The 21457-nt window shown below is 44.1% G+C and carries 22 protein-coding genes and 3 pseudogenes; 18 read left to right on the top strand and 7 right to left on the bottom strand.

Annotated elements, in window-relative coordinates; genetic code table 11:
• The first annotated feature begins 149 nt into the window (after positions 1 to 149).
• The 11 genes from P400_RS0112365 (at position 150) to radC (ending at position 10693) form a co-directional block, all read left to right on the top strand.
• Positions 150 to 1361, top strand: coding sequence for a G5 domain-containing protein (locus tag P400_RS0112365; RefSeq protein ID WP_026826498.1), 1212 nt, complete (start codon positions 150 to 152; stop codon positions 1359 to 1361).
• Positions 1358 to 1648: a hypothetical protein gene (locus tag P400_RS0112360; RefSeq protein WP_026826497.1), complete on the top strand. Its 291-nt coding sequence runs from the start codon at positions 1358 to 1360 to the stop codon at positions 1646 to 1648. The genes P400_RS0112365 and P400_RS0112360 overlap by 4 nt, the downstream gene beginning before the upstream one ends.
• Position 1649: 1 nt before the next feature.
• Positions 1650 to 3320 carry a GspE/PulE family protein gene (locus P400_RS0112355; protein ID WP_026826496.1) on the top strand — a complete coding sequence of 557 codons (1671 nt, stop codon included), beginning with the start codon at positions 1650 to 1652 and terminating at the stop codon, positions 3318 to 3320.
• Positions 3313 to 4350, top strand: coding sequence for a type IV pilus twitching motility protein PilT (locus tag P400_RS0112350; RefSeq protein ID WP_034771165.1), 1038 nt, complete (start codon positions 3313 to 3315; stop codon positions 4348 to 4350). Before P400_RS0112355 ends, P400_RS0112350 begins: the two co-directional genes overlap by 8 nt.
• A gap of 6 nt (positions 4351 to 4356) precedes the next feature.
• Positions 4357 to 5574 carry a type II secretion system F family protein gene (locus P400_RS0112345; RefSeq protein ID WP_026826494.1) on the top strand — a complete coding sequence of 406 codons (1218 nt, stop codon included), beginning with the start codon at positions 4357 to 4359 and terminating at the stop codon, positions 5572 to 5574.
• Positions 5575 to 5716: 142 nt separating this feature from the next.
• A complete protein-coding gene (locus tag P400_RS0112340; protein ID WP_026826493.1) occupies positions 5717 to 6196 on the top strand; it encodes a prepilin-type N-terminal cleavage/methylation domain-containing protein in 480 nt (159 codons plus the stop codon).
• An 84-nt stretch (positions 6197 to 6280) separates the two neighbouring features.
• Complete coding sequence (locus P400_RS0112335; protein ID WP_026826492.1) at positions 6281 to 7033, top strand: prepilin peptidase; 753 nt, start codon at positions 6281 to 6283, stop codon at positions 7031 to 7033.
• A 12-nt stretch (positions 7034 to 7045) separates the two neighbouring features.
• Positions 7046 to 8614 (top strand): pilus assembly protein PilM, encoded by a 1569-nt coding sequence (gene pilM, locus P400_RS0112330; RefSeq protein ID WP_026826491.1) that lies wholly within the window; start codon positions 7046 to 7048, stop codon positions 8612 to 8614.
• The gene (locus P400_RS0112325; protein WP_026826490.1) at positions 8611 to 9318 is read left to right on the top strand and encodes a hypothetical protein; all 708 of its coding nucleotides are present in this window, start codon (positions 8611 to 8613) and stop codon (positions 9316 to 9318) included. Before pilM ends, P400_RS0112325 begins: the two co-directional genes overlap by 4 nt.
• Positions 9319 to 9458: 140 nt before the next feature.
• Positions 9459 to 10043 carry a Maf family protein gene (locus tag P400_RS0112320; protein ID WP_026826489.1) on the top strand — a complete coding sequence of 195 codons (585 nt, stop codon included), beginning with the start codon at positions 9459 to 9461 and terminating at the stop codon, positions 10041 to 10043.
• 26 nt (positions 10044 to 10069) lie between these two features.
• A complete protein-coding gene (gene radC / locus P400_RS0112315) occupies positions 10070 to 10693 on the top strand; it encodes a RadC family protein (protein WP_235181856.1) in 624 nt (207 codons plus the stop codon).
• A 241-nt stretch (positions 10694 to 10934) separates the two neighbouring features.
• Here the strand turns inward: radC and P400_RS15410 are convergent, their stop codons facing one another.
• Together P400_RS15410 and P400_RS15815 are read right to left on the bottom strand one after the other, a co-directional pair.
• Positions 10935 to 11399 carry a recombinase family protein gene (locus tag P400_RS15410; RefSeq protein ID WP_026826487.1) on the bottom strand — a complete coding sequence of 155 codons (465 nt, stop codon included), beginning with the start codon at positions 11397 to 11399 and terminating at the stop codon, positions 10935 to 10937.
• An 18-nt stretch (positions 11400 to 11417) separates the two neighbouring features.
• Entirely contained in the window at positions 11418 to 11537 is a 120-nt protein-coding gene (locus P400_RS15815; RefSeq protein ID WP_235181855.1) for a recombinase family protein, read from the bottom strand.
• A 270-nt stretch (positions 11538 to 11807) separates the two neighbouring features.
• Here P400_RS15815 and P400_RS0112300 point away from each other — a divergent pair, with 270 nt between their 5' ends.
• Together P400_RS0112300 and P400_RS0112295 are read left to right on the top strand one after the other, a co-directional pair.
• Positions 11808 to 12521 (top strand): DUF3800 domain-containing protein, encoded by a 714-nt coding sequence (locus P400_RS0112300; protein ID WP_026826486.1) that lies wholly within the window; start codon positions 11808 to 11810, stop codon positions 12519 to 12521.
• Complete coding sequence (locus tag P400_RS0112295) at positions 12518 to 13126, top strand: hypothetical protein (RefSeq protein WP_026826485.1); 609 nt, start codon at positions 12518 to 12520, stop codon at positions 13124 to 13126. Before P400_RS0112300 ends, P400_RS0112295 begins: the two co-directional genes overlap by 4 nt.
• A 359-nt stretch (positions 13127 to 13485) precedes the next feature.
• On the opposite strand, the gene P400_RS0112290 is transcribed toward P400_RS0112295, so the two are convergent.
• From P400_RS0112290 to P400_RS0112275, 4 genes are all read right to left on the bottom strand, one after another.
• Positions 13486 to 14166 (bottom strand): hypothetical protein, encoded by a 681-nt coding sequence (locus tag P400_RS0112290; RefSeq protein WP_026826484.1) that lies wholly within the window; start codon positions 14164 to 14166, stop codon positions 13486 to 13488.
• Positions 14159 to 14578, bottom strand: a complete 420-nt coding sequence (locus tag P400_RS0112285; protein WP_026826483.1) for a hypothetical protein — start codon at positions 14576 to 14578, stop codon at positions 14159 to 14161. The genes P400_RS0112290 and P400_RS0112285 overlap by 8 nt, the downstream gene beginning before the upstream one ends.
• A 1-nt stretch (position 14579) precedes the next feature.
• Positions 14580 to 15458, bottom strand: a complete 879-nt coding sequence (locus tag P400_RS0112280; RefSeq protein ID WP_034771162.1) for a ParA family protein — start codon at positions 15456 to 15458, stop codon at positions 14580 to 14582.
• A gap of 610 nt (positions 15459 to 16068) precedes the next feature.
• A complete protein-coding gene (locus P400_RS0112275) occupies positions 16069 to 16731 on the bottom strand; it encodes a hypothetical protein (RefSeq protein WP_026826481.1) in 663 nt (220 codons plus the stop codon).
• A gap of 177 nt (positions 16732 to 16908) precedes the next feature.
• Between P400_RS0112275 and P400_RS15915 the strand changes: the two genes are divergently transcribed.
• The 4 genes and pseudogenes from P400_RS15915 (at position 16909) to P400_RS0112255 (ending at position 18936) form a co-directional block, all read left to right on the top strand.
• Complete coding sequence (locus tag P400_RS15915; protein WP_051545988.1) at positions 16909 to 17181, top strand: phage holin family protein; 273 nt, start codon at positions 16909 to 16911, stop codon at positions 17179 to 17181.
• 154 nt (positions 17182 to 17335) lie between these two features.
• The gene (locus P400_RS0112265) at positions 17336 to 17584 is read left to right on the top strand and encodes a hypothetical protein (RefSeq protein WP_152538891.1); all 249 of its coding nucleotides are present in this window, start codon (positions 17336 to 17338) and stop codon (positions 17582 to 17584) included.
• 156 nt (positions 17585 to 17740) lie between these two features.
• A pseudogene (locus tag P400_RS15810) lies at positions 17741 to 18307 on the top strand (phage holin family protein).
• Entirely contained in the window at positions 18304 to 18936 is a 633-nt protein-coding gene (locus P400_RS0112255) for a peptidoglycan DD-metalloendopeptidase family protein (RefSeq protein WP_026826479.1), read from the top strand. Before P400_RS15810 ends, P400_RS0112255 begins: the two are co-directional and overlap by 4 nt.
• Before the next feature lie 68 nt (positions 18937 to 19004).
• Here P400_RS0112255 and P400_RS15575 read toward each other — a convergent pair.
• Positions 19005 to 20574 (bottom strand): annotated as a pseudogene (locus P400_RS15575) (IS3 family transposase).
• Between the two features lie 527 nt (positions 20575 to 21101).
• On the opposite strand from P400_RS15575, the pseudogene P400_RS15570 reads away from it, so the two are divergent.
• Positions 21102 to 21305: pseudogene (locus P400_RS15570) on the top strand (JAB domain-containing protein); the annotation flags it as partial.
• Positions 21306 to 21457: the final 152 nt, after the last annotated feature.

Below are 21457 nucleotides of genomic sequence, written 5' to 3'. Positions count from 1 at the left end.
CTCCTATTCAAAAAAAGTAAAACATTCGGTAAATAACGTATGAAATACTGAATTAAATGTTATTTTTTGTACAATACATATTATACTAAAGTTATACGCTAAACGGATACATAGAATAGAAGTCGGATCAGACACGGGGGGAATTTTACATGAAGCGGTATGGGATGCATCTAGTCATTTTGATTGGACTCGTCGTACTCGTGACATTGCCGACGATCGGACTCGTCAATTATTTAGACGCGTCTGCTGAGTCGAGTGCTACATATATCGAGACGACGGTCGCAGGCATCGACGTGTCAGGGATGACGAAGGAAGAAGCGAACGTTCGTCTTGACAATGCGATCAAAGATTTTAATACGTTGCCATTTTCGGTCAATTTGGTGGATGGAACGATCATGGAGATTGGGAAAGAAATCGTGACGTTCGATGTATCGAATACGCTTGACTCCATCGAGGACACGGGCGCTTATCCACTTTTAACGTCTGTTGACGAAGCAAAGGTCGAACCTTATCTTGAAGGGCAACCTGTGACGATGACGATGATTGTACCGACATTGATGGAAGCTGCATCTATGCTTGAATCAACTGTGACGTTAGAGCAAGTCGCGGCTGAAAGTGAAGTCGTCGCCTCATTCACCGTGAGCCCGACACCGGCGATGCAGTCGGCACTCGATCGGATGAACGGATTCGAGATGGCCGCCGGGGATATCTTTAGTCTCAAATCGTTCGGGGAAGACTATGAAGCCCTCACGACGCTCGGCTCTTCGCTCTATCGAATGTTCGCCGCGACACCGTTTGCGATTCTTGAACGGGTCCCGCATGAAACGCTTCCGCCTGGTGTGGAGCTAGGTTATGACACGAAAGTGGACGATCGTTCGAACTTTGCAGTCCAAAATCGTGAGGATTCATCTTACGCAATCCTAGTCTTAAATGAAGGAGGCACGGTGACAGTTCAGTTATTAGGTCAGCCGTTTGAAGCTGCCTTTGAGGCAAGGGTGGAGGAAGTGAAGACGGTCCCGCATCAAAAAGTCGTCCGTTTCTCATCGTCGCTCCCGTCTGGCAGTTCATCTGTCACGCAGTCTGGTCAAGATGGACAATCAGGTAAGCTCTACCGTGTCACAGTGACAGAAGAAGGGGAAAAAATGGAATTGCTCGGGTTTGACTTTTATGCCCCGACACCGGAAATCGTGACGAAGAGCTCAGTTCCACTCCCGCTACCTGACCCGGTCGAACCGGTGATTCCGACATTCCCGGATGAGAATGAAGAAGATCCGTTCACAGAGGATTCGAACGGAAATCCGTTTGAGGCAGAACCACCCGTATTGGAAGAGGTCCCTACAGAGGAGGAAGCTGTCGGATGATTGGCTATTTGATTTTACTTGGATTTTGGGTACTCGCCACACTGACGTTGTTCGCCTTGTCCGTCCCGATGATGCGCAAGCGTGAAACGAAGCTCGTCATCAGTCTATGGACGGCCCTCATGTCTGGTGGCATCTATTTGATGGTACAAGAAGCGTTCGTACAAACGTGGTGGGCATGGCTCATTCTTGTTGTTGCATTGATTGGAGGGGTAGCTGTGAGTGTCTTTATCGAAGAACGTGAAGACAAAGACAAGCAAGAGGAGGCTCCTCAAAGGATGGTGAAGTAACGTGAGACGAACGAAACGTAGATTAGGCGAGATGCTGATTGAGGCGGGACTCATTACGACAAGTCAGCTCGATGAGGCACTCGAACAAAAGCGTCCCGGAGAAAAGCTAGGAGACGCACTGATTCGACTGAACCATATTACGGAAACGCAGTTGATTCAAATGGTTCATGAACAGTTGCAAGTTCCGATTATTGAATTGTATTCCTATGATATCAACGTGACGGTCACGAAACTCGTGCCGAAAGCGTTGGCGCAAAAGCATGACATCATGCCATTTGAGGTGAATGGAAATACGCTTCATGTCGTGACAGCTGATCCACTTGATCTCATTGCGATCGATGACGTCCGGTTACAGACCGGCATGAACATCGAGATTGGGATTGCGACAAGAGAGCAAATTCGAAAGACGATCAGTCGCTACTACGAGATGGACCATTCGCTCATCGAAATTTTGAAAGAGGATGCTCCAGAAATCGAGCGGCAAGAGACTGCTAGTCGAGATGATGCCCCGATTATCCGACTTGTGAACCAACTGTTCTTAAGTGCGATCGATCAACGTGCATCGGATATTCATTTTGATCCGCACGAGAAACAACTTCATGTGCGTTTTCGGATTGACGGGGACTTACGGACAGAAACGGTCTACCCGAAGAAAATTCAAAGCGTCATGCTGACGCGTCTCAAAGTCATGAGTAACCTTGACATTACGGAGAGTCGTCTGCCGCAAGATGGTCGGATCAAGTATACGTTGCGCAACCGGGCCTATGACTTCCGGGTGTCGACGCTCCCGACGATGTATGGGGAAAAGATTGTTATTCGGGTCCTTGATTCATCACAAGGACTGACCGATTTGACGAAACTCGGATTCGGTGAACGAAACGAACAGTCGTACCGCGACATGTTGAAACGTCCGAATGGCATTATCCTGATTACCGGTCCGACCGGTTCAGGGAAGTCCTCGACACTATACGCATCGTTGAAAGAATTGAATGATGAGACGAAGAACATCATCACGGTTGAAGACCCGGTCGAATACCAACTTGATGGCATCAACCAGGTCCAGGTCAATTCAAAAGTCGGGTTGACGTTTGCGTCAGGTCTTCGCTCAATTTTGCGACAAGACCCGAACATCGTCATGGTCGGGGAGATACGTGACACCGAGACGGCTGAGATTGCCATTCGTGCCTCGCTCACCGGTCACCTCGTCTTATCAACGTTACATACGAATTCAGCAATCAGTTCCATCACGCGTCTCGTCGATATGGGCGTCGAGCCATTTCTTGTCGCCGCTTCGACGACCGGGCTCGTCGCGCAACGTCTCGTTCGACGCGTCTGTCGTGACTGTGGGCATGCCGAACCAGTCTCGAAAAGTGAACAGAGCCTGTTTGAAGCGGAAAGGGTTCACATCGAACAAGTCGTTCGTGGAAAAGGATGCACCTCATGTAACTTCACGGGTTATCGGGGTCGTCTTGCCATTCATGAAGTCATTCCGATTGATGAAGGTTTGCGTCGGATGATTATGAACCAAGCGACCGAGTCCGAGATGGTCGATTACGCCAAGTCGCAAGGCGCAACGTTCCTGCTTGCAGATGGATTAGAAAAAGTCGCCGCCGGTTTGACGACGACAGAAGAAATATTACGAACGGTCATTACGGAGAATGCTTATGATTAATCAATCGATTGAAGTCATCTTGACGAATGCGGTCGAGAAACGTGCCTCAGACATTCATCTGACGGCAGGCTCACCTCCGATCATTCGAGTAGATGGGAGTCTCATCACGATGGGCGAGGAGAAGGTATTGCCTCATCATCTCGAAGGATATTTAAAAGAAATTATGACGGAGGACATGCGGGAACGTTTAGAGCGAGACCGGGATCTTGACTTCTCGTTCGGTGTTCCACGTGTTTCGCGTTTTCGAGTCAATGCTTACTATCAACGGGGTACGATTGCCATCGCATTCCGTTCCATTTCCGGGGAAATCCCGACATTGAATGAGCTGAACCTTCCGACGGTGTTGAAGCGCTTGATTGAAAAGCCGCACGGTCTCATCCTTGTGACGGGTCCGACCGGTTCAGGAAAATCAACGACGCTTGCGGCGATGATTCATGAGATCAACCGGACGCAGCGAAAACGGATCATCACGTTAGAAGATCCGATCGAATATTTGCATTCCCATGACCAAAGCATCGTCGACCAACGGGAGATCGGCTCCGATGTCATGAAGTTCGTGAGCGGGTTGCGGGCTGCTTTACGTCAAGATCCGGACGTCATTTTGCTCGGGGAGATGCGTGACTTAGAGACGATCTCGACGGCGATGACGGCGGCAGAGACGGGTCACCTCGTCATGGCGACGCTCCATACATCGAGTGCGATGTCGACCGTGAGCCGAATCATCGATGCGTTCCCAGCTGAGCAACAAGACCAAATCCGGACGCAACTCGCCAACGTCCTTCTCGGGGTCGTCAGTCAGCGGTTATTTCCTCGGATCGATGTGCCTAAAGGCCGTGTCGCCGCCATGGAAATCATGTTAGGGAATCCGGCTGTCGCCAATTTGATTCGAAATGAAAAAGAATTCCAATTGCCGACCGTCATCCAGACGAGTCGCCAAAATGGGATGCAATCGATGGATGCTGCCATCGAGCAATTGGTACGGCAAGGAATCATCAATCCAAACGCCGTCCCGACAGAAGAGATGAGGTGATGAGTGATGGCGATATTCCAGTATGAAGGGAAACTATTGAACGGGAAACGCAAGAAAGGGCGCATCACGGCCGTCTCACTTCGGGAGGCGAAAGATAAATTGCGTCAAGAATCGATTCTCGTGACAGACCTATCCGAGCTCGAGTCGACCGGACTGAATATGGAAGTGAATTTACTTCCGGAACGTGTGAAGATTGAACACCTGATCATGTACGTTCGACAGTTTGCGACGCTCATCCGGGCAGGTGTCCCAATCGTTCGGGCGACCTCGATTTTACGGGTACAGACTGAATCGAAAGTGTTGAAGAAAGCACTTAGTCAAATCGAGGATGATTTAAAAGAAGGGATTGCCTATTCCGTCGCGATTCAAAAACATCCGCGCGTCTTCTCGAACTTCTTTAGTTCGATGGCACTCGCCGGGGAGACGAGCGGTAACTTAGAGGAAGCGCTCGATCAAATCGGGCTTCAACTCCAAAAGCAATATGATATAAAGCGGAAAGTCATCTCCGCTCTCACCTATCCGTTGGTCGTCTCGATTGTCGCCATCGGTGTGGTCGCCTTTTTAATGGTGAACGTCGTCCCGACGTTCGCGAGTATCTTCGGTCAACTCGGTGGTGAGCTACCGCTTATTACAAAAATCGTCGTCGCGGTCTCTGACTTCATCGCTGCCTACTGGTGGCTGTTGCTCGGACTCGCGATTCTCGGAGTCCTCACCTTCACTTGGATGTTGAAGCGGGATCGGGAACGGTTCGTTATCGATGGGTTGCTACTAAAGATGCCGATTTTCGGGACGATCGTGATGAAGTCTCAGATTGCGTTATTGACACGAAGTTTAGCTGTTCTCTTACAGGCGGCCGTCCCGATTTTGACGGCGATTGAAATCACCGAGCGCATCGTATCAAACCGCGTCATCCGAAAAGGACTGATGGAGGCTCGTGACATGATGGCGCAAGGGGTGCCGCTCCATGAACCGCTTATGCGTAACTCGAACTTTCCGGCACTTATGACCCAGATGATTGCGGTCGGGGAAGAGAGTGGGGATTTAGATTCGATGTTGAACGAAGTGGCGGAGTTTTATGAGACCGAGGTCGAGACGACAACCGACCGATTGAAGTCCATCATCGAACCGCTTCTGATCGTTGTATTGGCAAGTGTCGTCGGAGTCATCGTCATCTCGATTGTCGTCCCGATGTTCCAAATTTATGGGGATATACAGAATCAGTAGAAAGAATATGCAGGCTTTTGAAAATATACCTTTTCAATACTATATTTTGAAGGTATAGTAAAATTGTTCTACTTCTATATTAGGTCTTTAGTAATTCATCTAGTTTATTCACAGCACATTACACAAAAGGGGAGAATGAATCATGGTAGAAAAGTTGAAAATGATTTGGCAAGATGCCAAACAGTTAAAAGATGAGCGTGGACTCACACTCGTCGAGTTACTCGTCGTCGTCGTTATTTTAGGGATTATCGCAGCCATCGCAGTCGTTGCGATTGGTGGGATCATTGAGAACTCGAAGAAAGATGCAATGGTTGCTGATGCGAGGCAAATGGTGAGTGCGGCGAAGTTGTATACTGCTTCGAATCCAATAGATAGTGAAGCTGTACTCGAGTTTACTCCGTTAGCTGAAAGTTCAACAAATGTTGATATGTCTTCTTATGTGAGTGATTTAAAAGATCCATTGAATTCGGGTGCTGCATACGATGATGCAATAGTGTTTGTATCTCAAAGTGCTGGTCAGTATGAATACCGTGTATTTTTAGATGGTAAGAAAGTAATTGGTGGAAATACAAAGGCCACAGCCATTCTTGAAAACAATTTATCAAAAGATGAAATAGAATAATTTTACTCCGGCTGGCGCTGGGCACTCGCTCAGCCTAGCCGGTTTTCTATTTTTGGCATATACTGACAAAAGGAGGATCCTTCCTTGATTGAATTGATTGGATTCCTATATAGCATCGTCCTTGGGGCGGTCATCACGTCGTTCACGAACGTCGTCGGGCTCCGCGTGCCACGCCAGCAATCGATCGTGACGCCGCGGTCACATTGTCCGTCTTGCGGTCACGAATTGTCACCGTGGGAACTCATCCCGATTTTCGGCTATGTTGCCCTTCGAGGCAGATGTCACGGGTGTGGCGAGCGGATCGCGCCGACGTATCCAATATTTGAACTGCTCGGAGCCATCGGATATGGCTATAGCTTTTCACTCTACGGATTCAGTGTGACGACGCTTCTCGCGTTCGCTTTCTTGTCGACGCTCCTGGCGCTGGCGGTGTCTGATTTATCGACAATGCTCGTGCCGAACGTTATTTTGCGATTCACAGCACCGGTGCTACTCGTCCTTACATACATTACTGGAGCATCCTGGTGGACACCACTTGCGGGAGCGCTCCTCGGATTTTCGCTCCTTGCGACCGTCTTTTTCTTGTCAAAAGGGGGACTTGGGGCAGGCGACGTCAAATTGTTTACTATGATCGGTCTTGTGCTCGGTCCGCGTGACGTGCTCGTCGCCTTATTTCTATCGAGCTTGATTGGTGCGGTCGTCGGTATTGGATTGATGATGACAAAGAAAATTGGACGAAAACAGCCGATTCCGTTCGTGCCATCTATCGCGCTCGGGACGATGTTGACGTTTTGGTTTAGTGAAAGCTTTTTTGATTGGTATTTTGAGTTGATGTAGGGGGAAACGATCATGAGTCGTGGGATAGAGAAAGGGACGGTCGCGTATTTTTCGTTTGATGCGCTCAGCATTCACGGGGCCGTTATCAAACAAGGGGTGTTCAAACGAAGCGCCTCGGTTCAGTTAGCAAAAGATACATACGGAGAAGGAAAGATTCTCGATGAGACGGCGTTCACGCTCGCCTTCGATGAACTCTGTCGCAAGTTGAAAGTACGACGCGGGATGACGTGTGCGGTCGCGTTAGACGAGACCGAGGTGTTGTCACGGAAAGTCGAGATTCCTTCCTCGATTCCGAAGGACGAGATTCGCGGTTATCTCTTCATGGAAATCGGGAGCTCGATCATCTTGCCGTTCGATGACGTGTCGTTCGACTATGAAGTGTTAGGAGAAGATGGGGTCAAGACGGACGTCATGTTACATGCCGTCTCTATTGAATTGACGAAGTCGCTCCGTTCTTATATGAAAAAACGTGGTCTCGCCTTGAAGAAGATCACACCACGTTCCGTCGCGGTCGCCAACGGGGTCATGCGCTTGTCGGAGATCGACCCGTTCCAGTCGACGCTTCTTTGGCATATCACGCCATTTTCGCATCAGTTGCTCGTGCTCGAAGAAGGACAAATTCGTTTCATTCGTTCCATTGAATTGGATCTTCCGTATCAGGTAGGGACGAAAGACGGGGTCGTGACGTATACATATGATGGTTCAGGCGAGATGAAGGCGAATCAACTGGATGACTGGCTGAACGAACTCGCCCGTTTCCTCGACTTCTATCGTTATTCGCTACGGACAGATGGACGGGCCATCGATGAATTATACGTTTCCGGTACCGTCCCTGAGGTAGATGACCTCGTCCGTATGATTCAGTCAGAGTCACTCGTCTCAGTGACGCGTATCGAGCAACCGCTCGCCATCGTGCATGCGACACCGTTATCGCATCAAATGCTCCCACTCCTCGGGATGGCGACGCTTCAGAGGGATCGGGATACGAACTTCATCAACTCGACCGATGTGACGCTCCGCTGGCCGATCGTGACGGGACTCGTCGCGCTTCTTCTCGGAGGTGGGGCGGCCGGGTACTTGTACTATGAGGTTGACCAGTTGGAAGCAGAACAGATGCGAATCGAAGAAGAGTTACAGCTCGTTCAAATTTATCAAACCGAACAGGTGAATTCGAAAGCGCAGCAAGTGGTCTCGCTCGACCAAACCGTGACGGCGTTGACCGACATGGAGAAGGACGCGGTGCCGGCACTGCGCGCGTTGACCGAACAATTGCCGCCGACGGGTTACGTCTTGACGTATAACTACGCAGACGGTTCCATCATGAGCGTACGGACTCAGTTCGAGACGTTAGAGAATTTAAATGAATTCCAACGCTCGCTCATGACCGACGAGCGCTTCCTCGACGTCAATCTCCTCGGTGTGACGACGGAGTTGAAAGCGGATGTAGATGTAGAAGAACCGAACTCGCTCGAAGAGGACCCGCTCCCACGCTATATCGGCGAGTTCACGTTCATGTTCGAGGACGTAGAGGAAGAATTGACGGAAGAAGAGGACACGAATGAGGAGGTGGTGAGTCAATGAAACGTTCGACAATCTATGCGTTATTTGCGATTTGCCTCCTCGTCGCAATCATCGCACCGGCTTACTTCGGATATACGTATTACGTCAAACAAGGTGAGGTCGAAGCGCTTGAACGCGACCTCTCGCTCGAGCAGACAAAACTGGAGTTGTTGCGTCAAGAAGGGAAGGCCGTTGACGTAGCGGACTCTCAGACGCTTCAGACACGCGTTCCGACGATGCCTGCTCTCGACACGGTCGTCGAAGCGTTGTCACAGGCAAGTCTTCTTGCGGGTGTCAACGTGACGAGCATCGCATTCGCGGATGGCGTGGTAGCCGAGTCAGAAGTACCAGAAACGGTCGAGCCGTTCAATCCGGCTGATGTGAGTGCGACGAACGAACCGGCTGAACCGACGGATGTTGCCCCGGTCAACGCATCTACGGTCCGTTCGACGGTCAACCTGCAAGCAGAGACGTATGAAGCGCTCGTCTCGTTCCTCGAGTCAATCGAGTCGATGAATCGGATTCACGTGTTGCGGACGGTCCAATTCACCGGACCCGCTGAGACGGGACCGAATACGATTGAAGAAGTGCAGTCGCTCGAGTTTACAGTCGAGCTCGATGCCTTCTATCGTCCGGACCTCGATCAGCTCGTTCCAGATCGCTACATTCCGGAACCGGCGTTCGAGCAAAAGGATATCCCGGTATACGACTATACGACACCATGAGTCGCCACGTCCCTTCTCAATTGAGGGGACGTTTTTTTCGCCACGGATGATTGTGTTCAAGAGGCACGTTGCCTACAATCAACAGAGAAGAATGAAACGGGAAGGAACCCCGTTTTAGAAGAAGAGAAGGAGTCGATACAATGAATTCAACACAGAAGCGTGTCATTCTCGCGTCGATGTCACCACGACGCACCGAGCTATTGACGAAAGCAGGAATCGAACATGAGGTCATCCCATCAACCGTGACGGAAGGGACGGACGGTCGGGAGACACCGGATGATTATGTAGCTCGTCTCGCTCGAGAGAAAGCGATGGATGTGGCGAGGCATCACCGGGATGCCATCGTCATCGGTGCAGATACGGTCGTCGTTTTGAATGGCGTCATTTTAGAGAAACCGACAGACCGGGAGGATGCGAAACGGATGCTTGAACGATTATCCGGTTCGACCCATGAAGTGCTGACGGGTGTGAGCATCATCGGTGCGACTCAAGATTTATTCGTCACGACGACGCATGTGACGTTCGCCGAGATTCCTGAAACATGGCTAGAAGATTATCTGGATTCGACAGAGCCCTACGATAAGGCTGGCGCGTATGGCATCCAAGGGTCGGGTGGTCTCTTCGTCGAAGGAATCGAAGGGGATTTTTATAATGTCGTCGGCTTACCGATCCATCCGCTCGTCAAGACGCTCGAACGGCATGGGGTGACGCCTCGCTTCCTGTGAACTTGAAAGTAGGTGAAGGAATGACCATGGTGCTTGATCGTAGTGTAGAGACCGCCATCGCCAGATTGCTTCAAATCGGGGGACGGGGACCTGATCCGATGGAGACGGCACGCCGCATCTCAGACGTGTACCCGACGTTACGGGCGTTATCGCAAGCGTCCGTCCACGATTTGTGCAAAATCGAAGGGATGACGAAGAAGAAAGCGGAGCAACTCCTGGCCGCGTTTACGATTGGGATTCGGTACGTCGAGGAACCGAAAGTGAGTATGCCGACGATTCGTTCACCGCAAGACGCGTATGAGTTGTTGCGGGATGAATTGAGACTGTTGAATCAAGAACATTTCGTCTGTCTGTATTTGAACACAAAAAATCAGCTCATCGCGAGGAAGACGTTGTTCGTCGGTGGGCTCAACTCGTCCATCGTGCACCCGCGCGATGTGTTCCGCGAGGCGCTCAAGTTGTCGGCGGCGTGCTTTATCGCCGTTCACAATCATCCGAGCGGGGACGCGACCCCGAGTCGGGAAGACATCGAGGTGTCTGAACGGTTGGTCGAAGCGGGCAATATCGTCGGCATCGCCTGTCTCGACCATGTCATCATCGGGGAGGACCATTATATCAGTATGAAGCAGCGGGGATATATGAATGGATGAGGAGTAGAGAGCAGGCATCGTGATGTCTGCTTTTTAATTTGTACGGTTTTACAATTTGTTTTTCCCTGAAGTTGATGTTTTGTAGCTGCACAAAATCTCCTTTGGTCAAAGTTCGTTCTTAAGCACCTTTTAGACTTCATCGTTCAATTTTATAGCCACCATAATGAATTATGTTTATGAAATAGTCTAGGAGAGATGAAATCTGCCAATTATATGATTTTCGCAGCTTGAAGGACATATTTTACATATACATCAATAGTTGATGGAAGCTGTTACACTCTTTAACCTTATGTGCTTTTAGTTTTACGACCTCAATCTCGTCTGGATTTACTTCCAGGCGTTTTTGATTGTTCTTTCTGAAGCCATACGGAGCGGGAGCGGACCATTCACCTTGTCTTGCTTTTTCAATCTGCCCGAGTCTTACTCGCTCACCTAAGTTCGCGGATTCCCATTCGGCTATAGCAGCTACGATGGTAATGAACATTCTGCCCATAGCTGTCGAGGTATCATAGACTTCTGTTGCTGAACGGAATTGACAGTTGTGTTTCTCAAGGAAATCCAAAATGTCGTGTAAATCACGAACACTTCTAGTAAGTCGATCAAGTCGATACACTAGTAGTACATCAATTAACCCATCCTCGATGTCTTTCATCATTTTCTTTAGTGCTAGGCGCTCTGTGGAACGTCCAGAGATCCCTTCATCCACATAAAATTTAATCGTTTCCTAACTCTGTGCGACACAAAATGCTTTTAAGCGTTCACGCTGACCTGAAATAGAGTAGCCTTCAACAGCTTGTTCTTCTGTCGAAACTCTAATATAGAGTCCTATTCGTTTTTCACTCATCCCGAAACCTCCTTTAAAATATTATATAAAATTTACTACTCATTTGAATTTAGTTTTCAAGAATTAGGTATAAATGATATATGTTATATTAAGGGAAAAATATATTGGAAAATGGTTATTAAATGTAATCGATAACTTAAATTGTACTAATCATAAATTTGTAGTACCCTTGTTTTATTAATAAACGATAATAAATAATTAATGACGTAAAAATAATTAATTTTAATATATAGACTAGGATTATGATTATCTAAATGAGAGGGTTTTCTTATGAAATTAGTTTTCTGTGATGAAAGCTGTCATATTCAAAATGATGGGTTTGACTCAATGGTTTTAGGAGCAATTCAATGTCAAGAGGATAATAAAACTCTGCACTATTCTAATATTCGTTCTATAAAGTCTAAGCATGGAGTCTCATCGTGGTCGGAAATTAAATGGGTGAAAGTTTCTCCAAGTAAGATTGAAATGTATAAGGAATTAGTGGATTATTTTTTTCAACACGAGGATTTATATCTAAGGGTTGTAATTGCTAATGGAAAAAAAGAATTAGATCATGAAAAATTTAATGATAGCGATCATGATACTTGGTTTTATAAAATGTATTATTTGTTATTAAATAATTTAATGGAAGATAAACATGAATATAGATTTTTTCTGGATATTAAGGATACTCATGGCGGAGAAAAATTAAATACATTAAATAAAATTATTAAAAATAATCCACGTTATTTTACTTCCACATATAAAATCAAGGATATGGTACAAATTAGGTCGAACGAAAGTGAACTTTTGCAGTTGTGCGATTTATTTATAGGCGCGTGTAGTTACAAATCTAGAAAAATGAAAACTAGCGATGCTAAACAAGAACTCATCTCATATATCGAAAGTTATATTTCTACTTCTTTAATCACAACAACATCGATTAGGGAGAAGAAATTTAATCGTTTTGTTTGGACTCCGAGAGGAACGGTGGTAAAGGAATGAGTAATTTTGAAATTATTCCTGTCTCAAGCACTGATTTTCATCAAAATTTTGACCGCATATACGAATATTTTCGGAGTTTAAAAAGTAAAGGATTAATTTTTAACGGGAAAAAAGTCATTTTAAGACACGAACATTTAATACTAGGAAGAGAAAGTGAATTTTGGCATTTGGTCTCGCTTGGACTAGGTGAAACATTTAAAGTGTTACCTTGTACAAGATGTGAATCAAAAAGAATATGTCCCACAAACTGTGATACTGAGGCCTTTAAAGTAGATTTAAAAGGAGGATTAGGAGAAAGGAAGTTATGTACTTACAGAGCCCATAGAATAAATTTTACAGAAGCTATTCTATCACTTTGTAATACTGGTGATCCAAGGGTTATGCAATTTAAGAAAAAAATAAAAAATAAAAGAAGTAACAAATGGGAGACCAGAGAGTTCATTCGTTTTGTAGATCATGAGCTTGACATTGATTACATTATCATTTTACGTTTTAACTCAAAAAGTGATAATTATATACTTGTTGCAGCATATCCTGTATTTTACGTTGACTCAGCTAAACAGTTTGACAAAGATTATGTTAAATTTAAGAAATCACCTTTTTAAATTCACAAAAAAAAGGCCGCCCTTCGATATTCGATGAGCGGTGTCTCCTTATACAACTTGGTATATGAGCACCTTAAATATAGATTATTTCTGTGGATAAAGTCAACAGTTTAAAATAATAGGAAATGGGTAAAAATAAAATTTTTTAAAGTAAAATTAAATATGCAACTATTGATGCACAAAAACCACCCATTAAAAGGTGGTTTTTGTTTGCTTTTATTTAAGTGATTTAGATTAATTTCATCTTTCTTATTACGGTCTGCTTTTTTGTAATCATGAGTACTCTATCAGAATATATGCAGAGAAAGTCAGACGGGTTTGTAGAAATTTACTGAATAGTAGATGTTGCTGTTTCAGAATTAGTTCAGATTTAGAGTGTTAATTATATAATCAGAAGTATTGTTTCGAATTTTCATTCTATATGAAGTTTCTTCTTTTTCACTATCAGGCGACAAAACTAAAAAAACTTCATGTAAAAAAATCTTCTCTATTTTTTCCATGCTTTTAATAAATTCTCTCAAAGAATGTTCCTTATATTCTAAGCGTTTAGTAAGATCATAATAGTCAGTAGGAACAGAATCTGTATGATGAACCTTTTGAGAATAGTCGTTATATAAATTATTTAACGACTCGAATCTACTGATTTCAATAGTTCCTTCCAATATTTTTTTCATTTTTTCACGAGATTCTTTACGAATAGTTCGTTCAATTTTTTTGTCTTTTAATATTCCAAAAAGAATCCTGTAAATTTTTTCGATTATTATCCTCAAAATGTTTTCAATCAAAAATTTATCGTTTATTGCAACTGTCGTTAGTAACCGCGCATAAAACTCTCTATACTCAATAATAAGGTTAAAGTAGTTGTTACTTTTATCAACTTTATTATGTTCGATAAGTAAATCACATAAAACAAATGTGTTATTTACATACGAATAAAAGTCATATAAATCTTCTTCTATTGAATTGAATTTCGGAAAATATTCATTCAAAAAATTCTGGTAACTTTCAAAATCTTTTCGAATTCGTCGATCTCTATTCATCTATACTATCCTTATTTCTACTGTATTTATCCATCATTTTAAGTATTTTTTCTTCTGCTTTATTCTTATTTTTCCTTGAAACATTTCGATTAGACTGCTCACTTATATTATTTATCTTGGAATTATTATAAGCTTTAAAGATTTGAATGTTTTCTTTTAATTGAATTTCATTAAAATCTTCTATTTCCCTAACTATACGACCTGCTACTTGAGTTCTACTCGCAAATAAGTAATCTTTCATTTCTTCTTTTAGTTTTAATCGGTTAGTAAAATCTTTGATTTCATTATTCCTACTAAAATTATCAGTAGATAATAAAAAAGGGATCATTGTACTGTATAAATCCATTTTTAATTGAATTTCATCTTTGTCAGTAGAAAGTTTTTGTATCTTCTTATCGAGATAATTATTCACTTTAATCGTCTCCTTCCAATGTAGGATTGTTAAAGCTATCAATTCTTGCTAAAAAATCATCGCATATGTTGTCCATCATTTTTTGTAAACGTTGATCTTCAGTGTCAGATACTAACTTTCCAAGTTCAAATGTAGACAATTTATTAGATTCTTTAAAATGCTCAGGGAAAATGTATAGATTCTTTGCTTTAGCAAGAGGAGATGACTTAAGAGCATTCATGTAATTTTCTTGTTTTGGCTTTTCTTTCACATTCACTCTGGTAAAAATTACTCCGATATTTTGTGGTACCTTTTCCTTAAATATGGAGTTTTTATTGTTTAAAATAATGTCGGAAACTACACGTTCTAGCAAATCCACACCTAACAATGAATATTTATCAGGAATTACCGGTATAAAATAGTAGTCACTAACGAAAAAAGCCATCTCGGTATAAATTGAGTATGTAGGTGGGCAATCTACAATTATTAAATCGTATGATTCTTTTATTTTGTAATCCAGAATAAAATCCATTAGTTTTTGACTAGTTGAATTTCCACTTGCTCTCTCTAAAAATACTGTTTCCAACTCACCTGGAATCAAATCCAAGTTTTCGTTAGGTAGACTTACAATTATATCTTCTGGCTTGAATCCCATTGGCTTTTTATTAAAAAGAAGTTCAATAGATTTCGTAGGAATATCCTCATCGGCAGGATAAAAATGTTCATTTATAGCTTGAGTTAAATTAGCCTGTGGATCAATATCAATTAATAATATCTTATAGTTTGATCCATCTGATTTTTGTCTATTAGATATTTGATCGGCTAGTTCGATACATAATGTTGTTTTTCCAACTCCGCCTTTCATATTTATAAACGAAATAACTTTTCCATCTCTGTTCATTATTTTTCCCCCAATGAAGTAGAATATGCAGCACTATATTATGAAATAGAGTGGAACCTCTCTAAGAGCTATAATACCAAATAAAATGTTCACATTTGCGTATTGTTCAACAAATAGGTTAATACAATGTGGATTGTGCTCAAGATTGTTCAATTCATTAAATCGAAGTCAAAAAATATTGGAAACCCATTATAGAGGGCATCCAACACTTTTTGACTCTGCTTAATATTTAAATTTTCTAGAATCATTACTTTTTATAATAGTGCTCAAAACTTAAAGTCCGGCGGCGACATAACGGCCACCAACTTGCCGATCACTTTAATTTCCTTTTTATCAATCGCTCGTAATCGCCTACGCAAAAGCAATCTATAAGGACGGAACACGCCGTTTCCCTGAAATCCGTCAAGAGTACGTTTCACACGTCAAGAAGTACGCCGGAGAGAACTATTCGGACACGGACATTCTTAGCGCTTGAACTGACGTACATCACGACGCAAGAGTTTGACGAGACGATGACTTACAAAAAATTGCTGATTGAAGAACAAATTTAACTTCACGTAGCTAAATGGTATTTTTTCATCCAGAGGCTAGTCATCTTATTAAATAAGTGTCATGTTGCAGATGCTTTTTTTGATTCGGTTAAACAAAAATCGATGAAGTCTTTACCGTATGAGTTGACTTCAACATCTCCATCTAATTCTTTATTAGTTGTGCCGAAAGTCATTCCTTTTGAAGATGTAGTCACAAAACCGTAATGTTTCAAACGGTTTAATGAACCAGTGAGTTTATATTGTGATATTCCATCAATGTTCAAATCATATGAACTTACTGGTTCTTTGAATTCATTTAAATGAAGCACGGCTCTACAATCCATTAGATTCATGTTTTCAAGACACTGCAAAAAATATCTTCTTTCATCATAATTTGTATCTGTTGGAGTAAGTAACATGTTGAAAAAGTATAATTTAAAAAAATGTAGCTTTTCTTTAAGAGGTTCTTTACTAACTTTTTCAAAGAGGTCTTCTAACAGCGCGGCTAATTTATCTTCATCATGAAGAGAAAAATCAACAAATTGGATTTTTACTTGATTGATTTCTGCTGAAATTTGATGAAGGAAATCCTCTAGGCGTCTAGCTTGAATGTCGCGAAGACTCCCGAAGACCAGTGTTGCTATGGGACCACCAACGATAGGTATCATTTGAACTGCCGATTCTAAAATATTATTCGAGATATCATTATCGAGTCTGTGTAAGTTTGCTTTATTAAATTTCATTAAAACATCTCCTCCTAATATGGACTGGCCATACATCAAAGTTTATTCATTAATGATTATTATGAGGGGATCACATAGAGGATACAATCTTTCACGACTCCGAAAAGGAGGCGCATCATGCGTACACAACAAACAACATAAGGAGCCGTCGTCATCTCTCGATTAGCGGGATGGGATGTGGCGATTAAACTACTCGTCATCATAGATTATATGACAGGGCTTCTCACCGCAGCCAACCATAAAATACTAAATAGAGATGTCATGTTTGAGGGCGGCATCCATAAAGATATCGTCTTTTTTGTAATCATTGTTGCTGTCTTCACAGATGAGATGATTAATAATTCGATGTCTGTTTTATGGACACTAGTCATCTATTGCTATATTGCACGAGTGGGACTAATTATCACTGAAATCACAAGTGTATCGGTACCTTGTCGACAGCGGTATTGAGTTATTTGCCGGAAATTATGAACAAATCCTTTAAATAACATAATCTATTTACAAAAGAGAAGGACTACTGCATTTATAATCGAATATAAAATATCGAACAGAAGTCTAAAGAAAGGTGTGAAATCAGATGTATTCTGACCGGGAATTGTTCGCGGTGCATTATGCTGAATTTGAAGAAGATAGTATCTATACCTTGAAGTTATTTGGATATTTGAAAGGAAGTGAAATGTTGGCTTTTTTAAAAGGAGCGAATCTAGAGATTGAAAAGCCAAAAGTTTTATCTGAGCAGGAAATAATTTATGTACAAACTGAACTTCTGAAAATCTTGCCAGAAGGTAAAAAGAGCAGAGAAGATGTTGAGAAGATCGAAAAAAGCGACGGCATTTTTATTAGAATAGGATGAATTCTACAAAAAGCTGTCAACTATACACCTCAATTAAGTTTATGTTTAAAAGATATTTTAAACAATGTTAATAAATTCATTTTGTTTCGGCGTCGTTCTATCGGCGCCTTTTCTCATGGAGTAATTCATACTAATGCAAAGGGGCTCACTCAGTGTATGCAACCTGCCAAGATCCCGAAAAGGAGGCGCGTTATGCGCACACAACAATTCGCAGAGGGAATCGTCGTAATAATCGCGACGAGAGTCACCGCTCTATTAGGGGGATGGGATGTGGCGATTAAACTGCTCGTCACACTAATCGTCATAGATTATATGACAGGATTTCTTGCCGCAGCCAAGTATAAAAAAATAAATAGCGATGTTATGTTTTGAGGGGGCATCCGGAAGGGTGTTGTCTTTTTTGTTATCATCGTTGCTGTTCTCGCAGACGAGATGTTGAATAACTCGATGCCTGTTCTGCGTACACTCGTGATCTATTACTATATCGCTCGAAAAGGTTTGTCAGTCACCGAGAACTGCGCGCTTCTAGGTGTGCCACTTCCGCAACAATTGGTCGATGTCCTCGCGCAGTTACAGGGCGACAAACCAGAGCCGACCGTTGACCGTATTGCACAGGACGTGGCACCAGAGGACGAACAAGTCAAGCCGGTCAGCCGAGAGGTTCTTATTGATAAGGAATTAGCTGAGAAGGAAGTTATAGTTACAAAGGAGGAAGACAAATGATTGAGAAAGCTATATTGTTACTGAACAATGCTCGCATCATCGCTGGATACAAAAATCCCACTTGTCATAAAGCGATGGAATTTCAGCACTTTGGGATTGATATGGCGGATCTAAAACGTAAAGATTTGAGTGTATATGCTCCTTTCAAAATGAAAGTCACTGCTGTTGGAAATGACACACTCATGGGCGGTAGCGTCATCGCTATCAGTGAGAATCCAGTTGACGTCCTCTATGGGTCGAAGAAAGGTGCGCGTCGCCTCGTGGTCCGCATGGCGCACCTTGCTGAGGTTTACGTCAAGGTCGGGGATGTCGTCGTACCGGAAAATGCAAAGATTGCCGACTACGGATCTACCGGACGTTATGGCGGTTCGCCTCACCTACACATCGAGCTCGACACAGATATCGACTATCCTACGTACTCACCAACATTATTCCGTTCGTCGAACATCTGGAAGGCGGGGCGCGATTCAACCTTGAATCCTATGGATGTGTTCAAGGTTGATACAACAGGAAAACGCGGCTACAAGCAGACGTTTAATCATGCAATTGCTTCAGGTGCCTGGGTGCAACCGGACGACAAGACGACGCTTGAGCTCAATGGCAAGGTCATCAAGTCAAAAGGCATCTGAACGCACGAAGCCCCACTCAAACTGAACTGCTCCCCGTCAAGTAGACAGGGCAAATAATGAAAACCAAACTAGGCGGCTTGAGACCTGTATTCGACAGGGTTCAAGCCGTTTAGCCGTTTCTGGAAACGGTCATGGTTGTAGAATGATATGTAGGTCTCGATGGCCGACGTGAGTTCGCTATAGGCCTGAAACTCACGCAGGTAGTACATCTCGACTTTCAGGGTACCCCAAAAGCTCTCGATCGGGGCGTTGTCGAGACAACGTCCGACCCGGGACATGCTGTGGGTCAGCCCCGCATCTTCTACCATGCGACTGAACCCTCTCGATGTGTATTGATATCCTCGGTCACTATGGATCATCGGACCCGCTCCTGTACGGAGCCCCGCGATCGCTGGCATCATCGTCTGGAAGACGAGCGCGTTGTTGTTAGATTTCCCGATGCGATAGGCGACGATCGAGCCGTCATAGAGGTCGATGATCGCGCTCAGATACGCCTTCTTCCCGGCGCCATATTTGAACTCGGTGACGTCGGTGCACCATTTCTCGTCAGGTCGGGACGCACTGAATTCCCGGTTCATCAGGTTCTCGGCCACATGCTGCGGGGACGACTTTTTGTACCGTTTTCGCTTCGGGCGGATGACCGAACGGATCTCATGGATGCGCATGAGACGATAGATGCGCTTCTCGTTGTATGCCGGCAGGCCATGCTGACGTCGTCTGCGGTTGACCGTCATGGTGATCCGTCGATAGCCGTAGGTCCCGTTCACCTGATCATAGAGGAGGCGGATGTCCTCCAGTAGGCTCATGTTCTCCTCCTCGCGTACCGAGACGGTACGCTTCAACCATTTATAGTAGGCGGCCCGTGAAACCTGCGCGATCTCACACAGGAGCACGACCGGGAACGTATCGGTTGTCGACATTTCCTCGATCGCCATGTAACGCAATTGTAGCCGGATCTGGCTGATCAACCTCTCCTCTCGATCTCCTCTAACTTTTTTAGGAACAGGTTCTCGGCCCGGAGGCGCTCGTTCTCCCGCTCGATTTGTTGGATGCGACGTTCGAGCTTCTCCTCGTTGGTCAGTTCCTCTTCTTGCTTCGTCCGTCCACGCCGGTCCTCGAGCTCGTGCACGCCGTCGGCGTCATATTTTTTCGTCCACCCATAGACCTGTTGATACGACACGGCGAACATCTCGGCCGTCCGTTGATGTTCCGTCCATTGTCCAGGCAATACCTGACGATCTCCATGCGTTCCTCGAATGTGGTCTTTCTCCCTTTTGCCATAGCTCGATCCATCCCTTTTCTCGAATCTGTTAACTCGCTATGACTAGTATACTTCTTAATCCATCTCCGAAGAACAGACCAATCACTGATTTGATGTTTGGAGAGAACCTCCATTTTAGTGAACCCATCGAGATAGTCACGGACGGCCGCGAGCTTCTGTTCCTTGGTGTACAGTTTCCATGTCTTCGATTCCTTCAACGCATCAATCCCACCGGTATCGAATTTCACTTTCCACACCCGGAGGGCATCCTTAGAAACGTCATGGGCCTCCATAATTTCCTTCCATGTGTATGTCTCTGCTTCTATCATGCGCAGCGCACTCAGTTTTTGTTCGATCGAATGCCGACTTCTCGCCATAAAAAAACACTCCCCAATAGAATAAACAGATTTGTTATTTCATCTGTCTACCTATCGGGGAGCATTTCAAAACGAGTGGGGCCTTTTTTATTGGGCAATGTCTTTTTCAGGAACAGACAAATCTATCGGCCGTGAAAAACGACCTGTCATGAAATTGAAGTACACAGAACATAGGTCGCTGTCACAGCTGACGCGTAACAAGACTCGACCTTTTAGGATTTTTTCAATGCTGAAGATGACATCTCGCCTCTCAAGAGCAGTCGTGAGTCGTGTATAGATCCAGTTTAGTTCCTCTTCGCTTGCTTGGCGGAATGGTTTGCTATATCTAAAAATCTCCAATATCATCACGTCATACAAAGCATAATGCTCTAGGAAGAAGTCGTCATGTGTCTATATCGTTAAAAGAAGGTATGATACATCATAAGTAAGAACTCTATTTAAGAGTTTGTCGCGCCACTTCAAAAATATTTAATTTTAATATGAAGATAGTGAACGAAAGTAAATGTGATTATAGTATTTATATCTAGTTCAGATGTCTGTATTTGAATACGAAGAACCAACTGATTGCCCGGAAGACGCTCTTCGTCGGTGGGCTCAACTCCTCCATCGTACACCCTCGTGATGTATTCTGTGAGGCGGGCAATATCGTCGGCATCGCCTGTCTCGACCATGTTATCATCGGGGAAGACCATTACGTCAGCATGAAGCAGCGGGGATATATGAATGGGTAAGGAGTAGAGAGCAGGCATCGTGATGTCTGCTTTTTGTGTTTACGAGAGCACTGGCACCTCATTAAATTTTGGATATAGTTGGAAAAATGTGAATGGAGATGTAGAATTTGAAGAGAGCAGAAATAATGATGAATAAGTTTGTTCATAGGAGG

This window comes from Exiguobacterium marinum DSM 16307 (genome assembly GCF_000620845.1).
Classification (GTDB): Bacteria; Bacillota; Bacilli; order Exiguobacteriales; family Exiguobacteriaceae; genus Exiguobacterium; species Exiguobacterium marinum.
The sequence above is the reverse complement of the archived record's forward strand: the minus strand, read 5'-3'. Positions and strand labels throughout refer to the sequence as shown.